General features: G+C 68.5%; 8 protein-coding genes, 1 tRNA gene and 1 pseudogene. 6 read left to right on the forward strand and 4 right to left on the reverse strand.

Translation table 11 applies throughout. The annotated features are described in order from the left end of the window. The first annotated feature begins 11 nt into the window (after positions 1 to 11). The 3 genes and pseudogenes from GRI72_RS01425 (at position 12) to GRI72_RS14985 (ending at position 5,271) form a co-directional block, all read left to right on the forward strand. Positions 12 to 1,127 (forward strand): TrbI/VirB10 family protein, encoded by a 1,116-nt coding sequence (locus GRI72_RS01425; protein ID WP_160732143.1) that lies wholly within the window; start codon positions 12 to 14, stop codon positions 1,125 to 1,127. 7 nt (positions 1,128 to 1,134) lie between these two features. Next, positions 1,135 to 2,127 carry a P-type DNA transfer ATPase VirB11 gene (virB11, locus tag GRI72_RS01430; RefSeq protein WP_160732144.1) on the forward strand — a complete coding sequence of 331 codons (993 nt, stop codon included), beginning with the start codon at positions 1,135 to 1,137 and terminating at the stop codon, positions 2,125 to 2,127. A gap of 255 nt (positions 2,128 to 2,382) precedes the next feature. Beyond that, positions 2,383 to 5,271 (forward strand): annotated as a pseudogene (locus GRI72_RS14985) (TonB-dependent receptor). 84 nt (positions 5,272 to 5,355) lie between these two features. On the opposite strand, the gene GRI72_RS01440 reads toward GRI72_RS14985, so the two are convergent. Then, positions 5,356 to 6,117 (reverse strand): queuosine precursor transporter, encoded by a 762-nt coding sequence (locus tag GRI72_RS01440; protein WP_160732145.1) that lies wholly within the window; start codon positions 6,115 to 6,117, stop codon positions 5,356 to 5,358. Positions 6,118 to 6,174: 57 nt separating this feature from the next. On the opposite strand from GRI72_RS01440, the gene GRI72_RS01445 reads away from it, so the two are divergent. The 3 genes from GRI72_RS01445 to GRI72_RS01455 all read left to right on the forward strand — a co-directional run bounded on the left by GRI72_RS01445 (position 6,175) and on the right by GRI72_RS01455 (position 9,048). After that, positions 6,175 to 6,251, forward strand: a tRNA-Arg gene (locus GRI72_RS01445). Between the two features lie 122 nt (positions 6,252 to 6,373). Then, entirely contained in the window at positions 6,374 to 7,618 is a 1,245-nt protein-coding gene (locus tag GRI72_RS01450) for a putative DNA modification/repair radical SAM protein (protein ID WP_160732146.1), read from the forward strand. Next, positions 7,615 to 9,048 (forward strand): UdgX family uracil-DNA binding protein, encoded by a 1,434-nt coding sequence (locus GRI72_RS01455; protein ID WP_237486677.1) that lies wholly within the window; start codon positions 7,615 to 7,617, stop codon positions 9,046 to 9,048. The genes GRI72_RS01450 and GRI72_RS01455 overlap by 4 nt, the downstream gene beginning before the upstream one ends. Here the strand turns inward: GRI72_RS01455 and GRI72_RS01460 are convergent. Genes GRI72_RS01460 through GRI72_RS01470 form a run of 3 tightly spaced genes read right to left on the reverse strand, consistent with a single transcriptional unit; the run spans position 9,045 to position 14,848 of the window. Further along, positions 9,045 to 10,454: an efflux transporter outer membrane subunit gene (locus tag GRI72_RS01460; RefSeq protein WP_160732147.1), complete on the reverse strand. Its 1,410-nt coding sequence runs from the start codon at positions 10,452 to 10,454 to the stop codon at positions 9,045 to 9,047. The genes GRI72_RS01455 and GRI72_RS01460 overlap by 4 nt on opposite strands. Then, positions 10,451 to 13,678, reverse strand: a complete 3,228-nt coding sequence (locus tag GRI72_RS01465; RefSeq protein WP_160732148.1) for an efflux RND transporter permease subunit — start codon at positions 13,676 to 13,678, stop codon at positions 10,451 to 10,453. The genes GRI72_RS01460 and GRI72_RS01465 overlap by 4 nt, the downstream gene beginning before the upstream one ends. A gap of 3 nt (positions 13,679 to 13,681) precedes the next feature. Beyond that, the gene (locus GRI72_RS01470) at positions 13,682 to 14,848 is read right to left on the reverse strand and encodes an efflux RND transporter periplasmic adaptor subunit (RefSeq protein ID WP_160732149.1); all 1,167 of its coding nucleotides are present in this window, start codon (positions 14,846 to 14,848) and stop codon (positions 13,682 to 13,684) included. Positions 14,849 to 14,891: the final 43 nt, after the last annotated feature.

Below are 14,891 nucleotides of genomic sequence, written 5' to 3' on the forward strand. Positions count from 1 at the left end.
TGCGCCTCGCCATGCGACTGCCCGCCCGCAAGCAGGGCGGTGCCGCGAACGACATTGACCCGCGAGAACAGGAATCGGCCGAGGTCATCGACCTCGCCAGCCGCAATGCCTTCCCCGCCGTCACCCAGCGCAAGGGCAAGTCGGATTCGCTCGGCCTCGTCGCCGGGGTGGCGATCGTCGCCCTGCTGGGGGCGGCGACGTTCATCGGCATGGATTCGACCCGCATGGCGGAGCCGGAAGGTGTCGGCGGGCAGCAGCCCGCCGCCGAACCGGCCCAGCCGGCCGCCCCGCCGCCTGCGGAAGCCGCCGCCGCCCCTGCGCCCGCCGTGCCCGCGCCGCAGCCCGATCCCGCCCCGGCGCCGGTCCTTGCCGCCCAGCCGGGCGCCTCGCCGGCCCCTGCGGGCAATCCCTATGCCAGCCCGACGGTCGTGTTCGATTCCAGCGCTCTTCCGGCGGCCGCGGCCGGGCCGGCCGCCCCGACCGCGGGCGAGGGCGCGGGCGGCGCAACCGGCAACTCGGCGTCGGACTTCGCGAGCCGCATCGGCGGGGTCGGCGGCGCGCCGGCCCAGGCGAAGGCGATGGTGAACCCGCGCACCACGGTGACGCAGGGCACGCTGATCCCGGCCGTCCTGGAAACCGCGATCGATACCAACGTGCCCGGTTTCGTCCGCGCCGTGGTGAGCCAGGACGTGCGCAGTTTCGACGGCACGCGCGTGCTCGTGCCCCGCAGCAGCCGCTTGATCGGCCAGTACCAGTCGGGCGTGCAGGGCGGGCAGAAGCGCGCCTACGTGATCTGGACGCGCCTCATCCGGCCCGATGGCGCCTCGGTAAACCTCGCGTCGCCAGCGATCGGTTTCGACGGGACCACCGGCCTGCAGGGCGAGGTGGACAATCGGTTCTTCCAGCGTTTCGGATCGGCTCTCCTGCTTTCGGTCGTGGGCGGGCTGTCCGCGATCGGCACCGGCGGGGCTTCCGTCGTTCTGGGCGGGGCAGGGCAGTCGGCAGCCGGCGTGGCGGCCCAGCAGGACAGCCAGATCGGCCCGACGATCCGCGTGCGCCAGGGCGAGCCGATCCGCGTCTTCACCGCGCGCGACCTGGATTTCAGCCAGGTCCCCGCGGTCAGGTAGGCGGGCGATGGCGGCCGACATCCACCCGCTTCGCGGCGAAGGCGCCGGGGAACGCAGCGTCTACCTCGACGCCTACCTCGCGCCTTTCCGCGAGTGGCTCGACCGGGACACGGTGACCGAGATCCTCGTCAACCGCCCGGGCGAAGTCTGGGTGGAAGATGCCGCGATGCCGGGAATGCAGCGGGTCGAGACCCCGCATATCGACGATACGCTGGTCCAGCGCCTGGCAGAGCAGGTCGCCCGGGTCAGCCACCAGGGCATCAATCGTGAACACCCGCTGCTGGGCGCGACATTGCCCGACGGTGCGCGCGTGCAATTCTGCGGGCCGCCTGCAACGCGCCGCCACTGGGCCATGGCGATCCGCCGCCACCGCTGGCTCGACCTGCCGCTCGACGCCTACGACACCGGCCCCCTGGCACCGCCCGCGCAGCCGGCGATGCCCGACCCCCAGGTCGAGCCGATCGCCTACTTGCGGGAGGCCATTCGCCAGCGGCGCACGATCCTGATTTCCGGCGGCACGAGCACGGGCAAGACCACTTTCCTCAATGCCATGCTGGGCGAGATCCCGCGCCGGGAACGCGTCGTCCTCGTCGAGGACACGCCCGAGCTGAAGCTGCCGGGCGCGAACGGGGTCGGCCTCGTCGCCGTCAAGGGCGAGCTGGGCGAAGCCAAAGTCACGGCCAACGAACTGCTCCAGGCGGCGCTGCGCCTGCGGCCCGACCGGGTCGTGCTGGGCGAATTGCGCGGGGCCGAAAGCGTCAGCTTCCTGCGTGCGATCAATACCGGGCACCCGGGCAGCTTCTCGACCATCCACGCCAACAGCCTGCGCGGCGCGCTGGAACAGCTTGCCCTGATGGTGATGCAGACTGGCATCGGCCTCACCCGCAGCGACACGATCGCCTATGCCGCCTCGGTCATCGACGTGATCGTGCAGCTCGGCCGCGGGACCGACGGCAAGCGCGGGATTGCGCAGATTGCCCGAACGGCGAGCCTCGTCTGACCCCGCCGGGCGCCCTTCCGCCCGTTTTTCACCCGCTCGTTGCAAATAAATCGCGCCTTGGAGAAAGTCCCGGCCGGGGCGCAATGACGTAGGGGAATACTGGCCTTTGCGTCCGGGCAAGATGCAATCGTATGCGGAAATATCCCGATTGCCCCAGGCTTCCCACGGGCAAGCCTATTGCCAAGTGCGCGGGTAATGAAATACTTTCCTTCCAGTTTAAGTCGCATCAGACGACTGGACACGAGGAGAGGACGAATGAGGGTGAAGGCAACCCTGCTTGCCGGCATTTGTGCCGGCGGGCTCGCATTTCCCGTTACCGCGCAGGAAACCGATAGTGGCGAAAGCCCGGTCGCGACCAGCGGGCCGGTAATCGTGGTGACCGCGCAACGACAGGACCAGAGCCTGCAGGAAGTCCCGATCGCGGTGAGCGCGTTCACTTCCGAGGCGCTGGAGGCGCAGCAGATCGAGAACGCGAGCGACCTGCAACTGACATTGCCCAACGTCTCGTTCACCAAGAGCAACTTCACGTCCTCCAGTTTCACCATTCGCGGGATCGGCGACTTGTGCGTCGGCGTGACCTGCGACAGCGCGACCGCGATCCACACCAATGGCTCCCCGCTGTTCGGCACCCGCCTGTTCGAGACAGAGTATTTCGACCTCGAACGGGTCGAAGTCCTGCGCGGGCCGCAGGGCACGCTGTTCGGGCGCAACGCGACATCGGGCGTGGTCAACGTCGTCACCGCCAAGCCCGACTTGTCGGGCTTCGGCGCCGCGGCCGAGCTGGAATACGGCAATTACGACAGCATCAAGGCCAAGGGCATGGTCAACGTGCCGATCGGCCAGGTCCTGGGCCTGCGGGTCGCCGGGTTCTATCTCAATCGCGACGGCTATACCCGCAATCTCTACGACGGGTCGCGGATCGACGACCGCGACATGTACGCGGTGCGCGGCTCGCTGAGGTTCGAACCGGGGCCGGACACGACGCTGGACCTGATGGGATACTACTTCCGCGAGAACGACAATCGCCTGCGCATCCAGAAGCAGACCTGCCAGCGCGACCCGACCGGCGTGCTCGGCTGTCTCAACGCGCGGCGCGATTTCGACAGCACCAACGCCAATTCGACCCTGGCCGGCGTGCTTGCCTCCGAAGAGCTCTACGCGATCCAGGGGCTCCCGCCCGGTTTCGGCCTGGGCAGCCTTTACGGCCCGGACGGCTTCGCCAACTTCGACGAGCCGGATGACGTGCGGGTCGTCAACACGCCGGTGACCCCCGAGTATTTCGCCGACGAGCTGCAGCTCCAGGCGCACCTGGAGCAGCGGTTCGGCACGATGAACCTGTCGCTGACCGGCCTCTACCAGGAAACCTCGGTCGATTCGCGCCAGGACTACAACCTCGGCGTGCTCGACCGGACGAGCTACGCGGCCGCGCTGAACCAGCTGGCCTTCTTCGCCGCCAACGACGTCATCTTCCCCGGGTCGTCGGCCTATTTCGCCCCGATCGCGCAGGCGCTGATCCCGGGCGGCCCGAACGGCCAGCTGTGCACGTCGGACAACGACATGGGCAGCCAGGGCGCGTTCCAGGGCAACGCGATCTGCGGCGATGTCCCGCTGTCCTACGACCGTTCGAACCAGGACCAGAAGGCCTGGTCTGCCTAGGCGATCCTCAGCAGCGATTTCGACGGGCCGTTCAACTTCCTGCTCGGCGGGATCTATGCCGAATCCGAGGTTTCGGAGAACAGCTACTACGTCAACGCCTTCGGTCTCGACTACGCGACGGGCATCCTCGGGACCTTCTCGGCCATGGGGGCGGCGCTGCCGCCGTCCTACCTCGCGACGTCGATGTACCGGAACAACACGCAGTACTTCAAACTCAAGAGCTTCGGCATTTTCGGGGAGGTCTATTACGACATAACCGATCGCCTGAGCCTGACCGCCGGGCTGCGCTACAACGACGACAGCAAGGAAGTGGTCGCGCGCACCACGTTCGCGAGCTTCCTCAATCCGTTCTCAAACGACGGGGACCCGTTCGATTCGCCTTACGTCGGCAGTTTCGATGCCGATCCGGGCACCGACGGGAACCAGCTGTTGCAAAGGCGCGAGGTCTCCTTCGACGAGATCACCGGGCGCGCGGTGCTCGATTACGAAATCTCACCCGACAACAAGCTCTATGCCTCGTACTCGCGCGGCTACAAGTCGGGCGGGATCAACCCGCCGCTGTCGCCCGTGTTCGACGTGAGCGAGAGCTTCGAGCCGGAACAGATCGATGCGTTCGAGATCGGGTCGAAGAACACCTTCCTCAACGGCACCCTGCAGGCGAACCTGACGGCGTTCTATTACAAGTACAAGGACCTGCAGCTCAGCCGCATCGTCGCGCGCACTTCGGTCAACGACACGATCGACGCCGACATCTGGGGGCTGGAGTTCGAATCGATCCTGCGCCCCTCGCCGCAGTGGCTGATCAACATGAACCTCAGCTACCTCAATACGAAGGTGGCCGGCGACCAGTTCTTCTCCAACCCGCGCGATCCGGGGGGCGGCGATCCGAACGCGGTCATCATCAAGGACATTTCCAACGCCTCGCTGTGCGCGGTCACGGGCCCGGCGCCGGGCGCGGCGGCCGCGTTCGTCACCGCGGTCAACACCGGGCTGGGGCTTCAGGGCCCGTCGCCGTTCCCGTCGGACAGCGGCATAGCCTCGACCGGCGCGTTCAGCATCTGCTCGGTCCTGCAGGACAATGCGCCGGCCGGCTTCGAGGTGCTGAGCCCCGGCGTGGAAGTGAACCTGCGCGGCAACAAGCTGCCGCAGGCGCCCGAGTTCAAGGCCTCGGTCGGCGTCCAGTACACGGCCGAGTTCGCCAACGGAATGTCGCTTGTCCCCCGGTTCGACGTCGCGATGACGGGGACGCAATATGGCAATGTCTTCAACGGCGCGGTCAACCGGATCGAACCGTTCGTGCAGGCCAACGCGCAGATCCAGCTCAACGGGCCGGACCAGGGATGGTTCGTGCGCGGGTTCGTGCAGAACATCTTCGACAGCAATTCGACCACGGGCCTCTACGTGACCGATGCCTCTTCGGGCAATTTCACCAATATCTTCACGCTCGATCCGCGGCGTTACGGGATCGCGGTGGGGGCGCGTTTCTGACCACGGTCTTTCGCTTGGGGGAGGGAGGGCCGGGCCTGCGGGTCCGGCCCTTTTTCATCCCGGTCCCGCGCGGCCGGCGATCCCCTAGGCTGCGCCGGGCCGGCAATCGCGACGACTGCGGGCGAAAGGCGAAAAATCGGTCCCGGTATCGTAGACGTCGACCCCCTCGCGGCGCTTGAGGGCACCGATCGCGAGATAGGTGACCGGCGTCAGCAAGGCTTCCCACGCGGTCTTGATCAGCCATTGCGACAGGACGACCTGCCAGATCAGTTCGACCGGCCATCCCGCGAGGCCCCAGAAAGCGAGGGGATAGAAGATCAGGCTGTCGAGCCCCTGGCCGACCACGGTGGAGCCGATCGTGCGCGCCCACAGGGCCTTGCCGCGGGTCCACACCTTCATCCGCGCGAGCACGAAGCTGTTGGCGAACTCGCCGGCCCAGAAGGCAGCCATCGAGGCGAGAACGATCCGCCACGAATTGCCGAACACCAGTTCGTAGGCTTCCTGCCCGTTCCAGCCCGCTGCCGGCGGCAGGGCGACGACCACCCAGGCCATGACGGCCATGAAAGCGAGCGCGGCAAAGCCCGTCCAGATCACCCGCCGCGCGCGGGCATAACCATAGACCTCGGTCAGGATGTCGCCGATGATGTAGCTGATGGGGAAGAAGAGCACCCCGGCGCCGAACGACCACTCGGTCCCCCCGGGCAGCGTGACATACGACGGTTTCGCCGCGCCGATGATGTTGGAAAGCAGCAGGATCGCGACGAACGCGGCCATGACCAGGTCGTAATAACGGAAGGCCGGCGGCGGTTGCCTGCCGGTTTCGATGCGTTGCACGACGTTGGCCATGCCGGGTGCCTATCGCGATTTGCGCGACTGGAAAAGCGCGCTATGGCTCCACCGCGCGCGCCCGTAGCTCATCTGGATAGAGCGCGAGACTTCTAATCTTGAGGCAGCAGGTTCGAGTCCTGCCGGGCGCGCCATTTCCCACTTCCCGGGCGTATCGCCGAGCCTTCCGCGAGGGTGGGGCGCGACAAGGAAGCATTGGTTTTCAAGCGGTTCGATTGGACTGGACTCTTCCACGGGGTGAACATATGGAGAACATATGTCCAGTTCCTCGATCATGGATCGGCTCGCCATCCTTGCCGATGCGGCCAAGTACGACGCCTCGTGCGCGTCGTCCGGAACGGCCCGGCGCAATTCGCTGGGCGGGAAGGGGATCGGTTCGACCGAGGGGATGGGGATCTGCCACGCCTATGCCCCCGACGGCCGGTGTATCTCCCTGCTCAAGATCCTGCTGACCAATCACTGCATTTTCGATTGTCATTACTGCGTCAATCGCAAGAGCAGCAACACGCGCCGGGCGCGCTTCACCCCGCAGGAAGTGGCCGACCTGACGATCAGCTTCTATCGCCGCAACTATATCGAGGGGCTGTTCCTTTCTTCCGGCATCGTGAAAAGCTCCAACCACACGATGGAGCAGATGGTCGAATGCGCGCGCATCCTGCGCGAGGAGCACGAGTTCAGGGGCTACATCCACCTCAAGACCATTCCCGAGGCCGATGCCGAGCTCGTGCACCGGGCGGGCCTGTTCGCTGATCGCGTCTCGATCAATGTCGAACTGCCGACCGATCGCGGCCTTGCGCGGCTCGCCCCCGACAAGGACGCGCGGCAGATCGAGGGCGCGATGAACCGCACCAGCACCGACATCGCGGCGGCCAGGGATTCGCGCCGGCGGTTCCGCCATGCGCCGCGGTTCGCCCCGGCCGGCCAGTCCACGCAGATGATCGTGGGTGCCGACCGGGCGAGCGATGCCGATATCGTGCACCGGGCGAGCGGGCTCTACACGCAGTTCGGGTTGCGGCGGGTCTATTACTCCGCGTTCAGTCCCATCCCCGATGCCAGCGCGGTCCTCCCCCTCAAGCGACCGCCGCTGGTGCGCGAACATCGCCTCTACCAGTCCGACTGGCTGATCCGTTTCTACGGCTTCCGGGCGGCGGAGGTGGCGGAAGCGACCGACGACAAGGGCAACCTGCCGCTGGACATCGATCCCAAGCTGGCCTGGGCGCTCAAGTTCCGGGAGACTTTCCCGCTCGACGTCAATCGTGCCCCGCGCGAACTGCTCTATCGCGTGCCGGGGCTGGGGGTAACGGCGGTCGACCGGATTGTTGCCGCGCGCCGGCACCGGACGCTCCGGCTCGAGGATGTCGCGCGGCTGACCGTGTCGCTGGCCAAAGTCCGCCCGTTCATCTGCACCGCCGACTGGCGGCCCACGCGGCTGACCGACCGGGCGGACCTGCGATCGCTGCTCGCGCCGCGGGCCGAGCAGCTGGAACTGTTCGCGGCATGATGCCGACACCGGCCGCTGCCCGCGCCCGCTATGCCGTCGCGCTGCCGCGGCCGGACGATTTCGCGTTCTGGCGGGACAGGGCGCGCCTGCTGATCCAATGCGCTATTCCGCCCGAGGACGTGAGCTGGATCGAGCCCGGCGCGCCGGGCGACCTGTTTGCTGCCCAGGCCCTGCCGCCGGCGCCACCCGCGCCCGTGCGCGAGGTGCGCGCCAGTCGCCGTTTCCTGCAACTGGCGGGCAATGCCGCGCTCCATTCGGACCCCGCGCGCTTCGCACTGCTCTATCGCCTGCTCTGGCGGATGCAGGAACACGACCGCCTGCTGGAGGACAAGGCCGACAGTGACGTCCGCCAACTGGCGGAGCTGGACAAGGCGGTGCGGCGCGACAGCCACAAGATGCATGCCTTCGTGCGGTTCCGGCGAATTGCACCGCGCGAGGCCGGAGAGCGCGAGAGGTACGTCGCCTGGTTCGAACCCGATCACCACATCGTGCGCGCCAATGCCGGCTTTTTCCAGCGACGGTTCGCCGGGATGGCCTGGTCGATCCTCACGCCCAGGGGATCGCTGCACTGGGACGGCGAGACGCTGGTGGAGGGGCCGCCCGCGCAGCGCGGCGACGCGCCTTCGGGCGATGCGATGGAGGATCTCTGGCGGACCTATTACGCGTCGATCTTCAATCCGGCCCGGCTGAAGACCAGGGCCATGACCAGCGAGATGCCGCGCAAGTACTGGAAGAACCTGCCCGAAGCGTCGATCATCCCCGACCTGGTCGCCGGGGCCCAGGCGCGCGAGGCGCAGATGATCGCTTCGGGCGGGCCGGCTTTCGAAGGGCGGCCGCGGAGCCTGGATGCGATCGGCGCCGCGATCGAGGGTTGCCGGGCATGTCCGATCGGTTGCCAGGACGGGCGCGCCGTTCGCGGCGAAGGCCCCGGCGCGGCCAGGCTGATGATCGTGGGCGAGCAGCCGGGCGATTGCGAAGAGCGCGCGGGGCGCCCCTTCGTGGGGCCGGCCGGCCAGCTGCTCGATCGGCACATGGCGTCGGCCGGCCTTTCGCGCGAGCGGGCCTATCTCACCAACGCGGTCAAGCACTTCAAGCACACGCTGCGCGGCAAGCGCCGCATCCACCAGACACCGGGGGCGAAGGAAATCGATACCTGCCGCTGGTGGCTGGAGGCCGAGCGGGACGTGGTCAAGCCGCGCCTCGTCCTCGCCCTCGGCGCCAGCGCCGCCCGCGCCATCCTGGGCCGCACGGTCAGCATCGTGCGGGCGCGCGGCGCACCGATCGACCTCGACGACGGGAGCGAGCTGTGGATCACCGCGCACCCTTCGTACCTGCTGCGCCTCGACGGCGCCGCCGCGCGGGAGCAGGCCGCCCTGTTCGACCGCGATCTTTCCGCCGTGCGCCGCCGGCTGGGCGAGATCGCGGCCTAGCGGTCCGCCTGCTCGAACCCGCCGCCCAGCGCGACGAACAGGGTCGCCCGGTTCTGCAGCGCGGCGCGGCGAGTGGCGAGCAATTGCTGGCGCGCGGTGAACAGGTTGCGTTCGGCGTCGAGCACCTCGAGGTAGTCGGCCACCCCTTCGCGATAGCGCAGCCGCGCGATGCGCGCGATCCGCTCCTGCGCCGCAAGCGCCCGCTCCAGCGTTTCGACCTGTTCGGCCAGGTACCGGCGCCCGGCGAGCGCATCGGCCACTTCGCGAAAGGCCGTCTGGACCGCGCGATCGTAGTTCGCGACTTCTTCCACCTCCAGCGCGCGCGCCAGGTCGAGGTTCGCCTCGCGCGCGCCCCAGTCGAAGATCGGCAGGCTGATCGAGGGCCCGAAACTCCACCCGAACCCGTCGGAGCCGAACAGCCCGTCGAGACTGGTGGAGGCAAGGCCCGCACTGCCGGTGAGCGAGATGGTCGGGAAGAACGCCGCGCGCGCCGCGCCGATATTGGCCCGCGCCGCGCGCAGGCGTTCTTCGGCGGCGACGATGTCGGGCCGGGCGAGCAGGAGGTCGGACGGCAGCCCGGCCGCCAGGCGCCAGCCGTTGTCCTGTTCCGCCAGCGGTAGCGCCGGCGGCAGGTCCGCCGGTTCGCGTCCGCCGACCAGGACCAGCAACTGGTTGCGCAGGCGGGCGAGCGCAAGCCGCTCGGCCGACAGCTGCTGTTCGGCCTGGGTCAGCAGCGTTTCCGCCTGGCGGTAGGGGAGGGCGGACGTGACCCCCGAATCCAGCCTCAGCCTTGCGATGCGCAGCGATTCGCGGCGGGTTTCGGCGGTCGCTTCGGCCAGCGCCACCTGTTCCTCGGTCTCGACGATCTCGAAATAAGTGCTGGCCGTGTCGGCAATCAGCGCGAGGTAGAAGGCGCGCTGCGCCGCCACCGTGGCCAGGTATTCGGCGCGGGCGGCCTCGCTCTGGCTGGCCACGCGGCCCCAGAAATCGAGTTCGAACGCGCTGACGCCGACCCCGACCTGGAACCGGTTGTCGGTCACGCTGGTCAGTGCGCCGTCGCCGGTCGCGACGGCCTGGCGCGCGCGGGTGCCGCTGGCATCGGCGACGACGGCGGGCAGCTTGCGGCTATCCTCGATTCGGTAGCGCGCGCGGGCCTGTTCGATCCGCGCGGTGGCCGCCACGAGATCGCGGTTGTTCTCCAGCGCGGCGGCGATCAGCGCGTTCAGCCGCGGATCGACGAACCAGTCGCGATAGGACAGCTGCGATGCCACGACCGCGCCGTCGGGGCGCAGGCCCGCGTCGTAGGCAGGGGCGACGGCCGCCTGCGGCCGGGTGTGCTCGGGGGCGAGGCTGGTGCAGCCGGCCAGCGCGGCCGGCACCAGCACGAGGGCGGCGAGGCGTTTCATCGGGCAGGCTCCTCGGCGGTTCCCGGCGGCGGCGTGTCGTCCAGGTGGCCCGCGGCCACCGGCTGCTTGCGGCTGATGTTCCGCCGGATCAGCAGGTAAAGCATCGGGATCAGGAAGATCCCCAGGACGGTGGCGGCGATCATCCCCCCCATGACGCCGGTGCCCACGGCGATCCGGCTCGCCGCGCCCGCACCGCTGGCCAGCGCCAGCGGCACCATGCCCATCGTGAAGGCCAGCGAAGTCATGATGATCGGGCGCAGGCGCAGGCGCGCCGCCGCCTTGACCGCATCGATCCGGCGCATGCCGCGTTCTTCCTCCTCGATCGCGAACTCGGCGATCAGGATCGCGTTCTTGGCCGCGAGACCGATGATCGTGATCAGGCCGACGTTGAAATAGATATCGGCCGACAGCCCCCGCGCCATAGAGAAGAGCACGGCGCCCAGAACGCCCATCGGCACGATCAGCAGGATCGCCAGCGGCACGGCCCAGCTTTCGTAAAGCGCGGCCAGCACGAGGAACACGATCACCACCGACAGGCCGAGCAGGAGCCCGATCTGGCCGCCGGCCTGCTTCTCCTCGAACGAGATGCCGGTCCATTCGTAGCCGATGCCCTGGGGAAGCTGGCTGGCGAGGCGCTCCATCTCCTCCAGCGCGGCGCCGGAGGACCGGCCCGGCGCAGCCATGCCGGACAGGGTCATGGCCGGGTAGCCGTTGTAGCGCGAAAGGCTGGCCGGGCCGGCCGACCACTCGACGTCGGCAAAGGCGCTGAAAGGCACCATCTCGCCCTGCTGGTTCGGGATGCGCAGCGCAAGGACGTCTTCCGGCGTCATGCGGTGGGGCGCATCGGCCTGGACGAGCACTTGCAGCACGCGCCCGTCGCGGTTGAAATCGTTGGCATAGGCGGAACCGAACGTGATCGAGAGGGCCGCGTTCACTTCTGCCAGCGAAAGACCCAGCGCGCGCGCCTGCACCCGGTCGATGTTCACTTCCAGCTCGGGGCTGGGCCCCTGGTCTTCGGGGCGCAGGTTGGCGATCGCCGGGTTTTGCGAGGCCATGCCCAGCAACTGGTCGCGCGCGGCGGTCAGCGCCTCGCGCCCCAGCCCCCCGCGGTCCTGCAGCTTCATGGTGAAGCCGCTCGCGTTGCCGAGCGACTGGATGGAAGGGGGCTGGATCACGAAGGCCATGGCCCCGTCGATCTGCGCGAAAGTGCCCATGGCCTGGCCCAGCATGGCCTCGGCACTGCTTCCCGGCGCGGTGCGCTCGTCCCAGGGCTTGAAGCTGGAGAACATGATTGCGTTGTTCTGCCCCTGGCCGAAGAAGCTGAAACCGCGCACGACGACATGGCTTTCGACCTCGTCCCGGCCGAGCCAGAAATCGGTGATCGGCTCCAGCGCCTCGTCGGTGCGCTCCTGCGTCGCGCCCGGCGGTGCCTGGACGGCGGTGATCAGGAATCCCTGGTCCTCGGTCGGCAGGAAGGCGCCCGGCATCCGCATGAACAGCAGCACGGTGACCGCCCCGAGGGCGAGGAAGACGGCGAAGGCACGCATCGGACGCGACAGGATGCGATCGTTGGCCCGCCCGTACTTCTCGGTCATCTCGGCGAACCAGCGATTGAACCGGGCGAAGAACCGCGCCAGCGCGCGGCGGCCGCGTTCGGCATGCCCGCGCCAGCCGGGCGGCAGCTCGCCCGGGGCCTCGTCCGGCTCCGCGTCGTGCCCGTGCGCCATCGGCTTCAGGAACGTCGCGCAGAGCGCCGGGGTCAGCGACAGGGCCAGCACGGCCGAGAAGAAGATCGCGATCGCCAGCGTGACCGAGAACTGGCGGTAGATCCCGCCGGTCGAGCCGGGGAAGAAGGCCATCGGCACGAAGACCGCCACGAGCACCAGCGTGATCCCGATGATCGCGCCGGTAATCTGCCCCATCGCCTTGCGCGTCGCCTCCAGCGGCGGCAGGCCTTCCTCGCGCATGATCCGCTCGACGTTCTCGATCACGACGATCGCGTCGTCGACCAGGATGCCGATCGCCAGGACCATGCCGAACAGCGAAAGGACGTTGATCGAGAAGCCGAACAGCCACAGGCCGAGGCAGGCCCCGGCGAGGGCGATCGGCACGACGAGCGTCGGGATCAACGTCGCGCGCCAGTTCTGCAGGAACAGGAACATGACGAGGAAGACGAGGATCATCGCCTCTATCAGCGTCTTGGCCACTTCCTCGATCGATGCCTCGACGAACGGGGTGGTGTCGTAGGGGATCGACCAGGTGGCATCGCCGGGCAGCGTGGCGTCGAGCTCAGCCAGGCGTTCCTTCACGCCCCTGGCAGCTTCCAGCGCATTGGCGCCGGTGGCGAGCTGCACCGCCATGCCGGCCATCGGCTTGCCGTTGAGTTCCGTCGAGCTGGCATATGTCTGTGCGCCCAGTTCGACCCGGGCGACTTCGCCCAGGCGGACGACGGCCGCGCCGCTACTGGCCCGCAGGATGATGTTCTCGAACTCCTCGGGCGTGGAGAAGCGGCCCTCGGTCGAGATCGTGGCATTGATCTGCTGCCCGTCGACGATCGGCTGCGCGCCGATCGCGCCGCCCGCGGTCTGGCTGTTCTGTTCGCGGATCGCCGCCAGCACCGCCCCGGGGGAGAGGTTGTAGGACGCGAGCGCATCGGGATCGAGCCAGATGCGCATTGCATAGCCCGATCCGAACAGCATGACGTCGCCGACCCCGGGCACGCGGCGCAGCTCGTCGATCACCTGGTTGGTGGCGATATTGCCCAGATCGGTGCTGTCGAGCGCGCCGCTGGGCGATGTGAGCGCGACGATCATCAGGAAGGTATCGTCGGCCTGACGCACGGTGATGCCCTGGCGGCGGACTTCCTCGGGCAGCCGCGCCTCGACCGTGGACAGGCGGTTCTGGACCTCGGTCTGGGCGATGTCGATATCGGTCCCGGCCTCGAACGTGACGGTGATCGTCGCGGTGCCGTTCGACTGGCTCGACGACGACATGTAGAGGAAGCCCTCGACGCCGTTGAGCTGCTGTTCGATCACCTGGGTGACGTTGTCTTCCAGCGTCTCCGCGTCGGCGCCGGGATAGACGACGTTGATCGCCAGCGAGGGCGGGGCGACGTCAGGATATTGCTCGACCGGCAGGGCGCGCAGCGCGATCAGGCCGGCCAGCAGGATCCCCAGGGCGACGACCCAGGCGAAGATCGGGCGATTGATGAAGAACTGGGCCATGGCTCAGCGTGCACCGGCAGCGGGGGTCTCGGCCGCGGCGGGGGCGACAGGCTTCGCGGAAGGCGCGTTGGCGACGGTCACCGGCGCGCCGGGGCGCAGTTTCTGCAGGTTGCTGACGATCACCTTGTCGCCTGGCTGCAGCCCGCTCTCGACGATCCACAGCCCGTCCACCATCGCGCCGAGCTGTACGGGTCGCAGCGCGGCGTTGCCCTCGCGATCGACGACAAAGACGGAGCCGCCGTTCTCGCCCAGCGTCACCGCGCGTTGCGGGACGGCGATGCCTTCGTTCACCTGGCCGGCGAAGATCCGAGCGCGGACGAACTCGCCCGGCAGGAGCAGCCCCGACGGGTTGGCGAACTCGGCCCGCAGTTCGACCGTGCCGGTCTCCTCGTCGACCGAGAAGGCCAGGAAATCGATGTGGCCGGGGATCGCGTACTCGGTGCCGTCGCTGAAGGACAGGCGCACCTCGATCCGGTCGTCCTCGCCCAGGTCCACCTCGCCTGCGGCGACGGCGCGCCGCAGCGCGATGACCTCGCTCGCCGCCTGCGCGAAGCTGACGTAGACGGGCGAGATCTGCTCGATCCGCGTCATCAGCGTGCCTTCGCCCTGCGTCACCAGCGCGCCTTCGGTCACCTGGGCGCGGCCCGCGCGGCCGGAAATCGGCGCGCGCACGGTGGTATATCCCAGTTGCAGCGAAGAGGCCTGGAGCTGGGCGCGGATCTGCGCGACGTTGGCCTCCGCCTCGCGCGCGGCGGCCAGGGCGGCGTCGTATTCCTGCCGACTGATGGCGTTTTCCTCCACCAGCGGGCGATAGCGCTCCACCACCGCGCGGGCATTGGCGGCCGTCGCCCGCGCCCGGGCGAGGCTCGCCTCGGTCTGGGCATAGGCGGCGCGCAACTCGCGCGGGTCGATCCGGAACAGCGGCTGCCCGGCGACGACATCGGTGCCTTCCTCGTAGAGGCGTTTCTGCACGATACCGGTTACACGCGCACGGACCTCGGCCACGCGGACCGGTTCGACCCGGCCCGGCAGCTCGATGACATTGGGGACCGGGCGCGATTCGACCGTCACCGTCTTGACCGGGACGGCGGGCGGGGCGGGCGGTTCCTCCATGCCCGAGCAGGCGGAAAGGAGGGCGCAAGCGAAGAGGCCGGTAACAAGGCGCTTCATGGAGGGGCTTTCGGTCAGCTTTTGTGCAGGTGCGAAGGTGTAA

The organism is Pelagerythrobacter marinus, assembly GCF_009827515.1.
GTDB classification, from domain to species: Bacteria; Pseudomonadota; Alphaproteobacteria; order Sphingomonadales; family Sphingomonadaceae; genus Pelagerythrobacter; species Pelagerythrobacter marinus.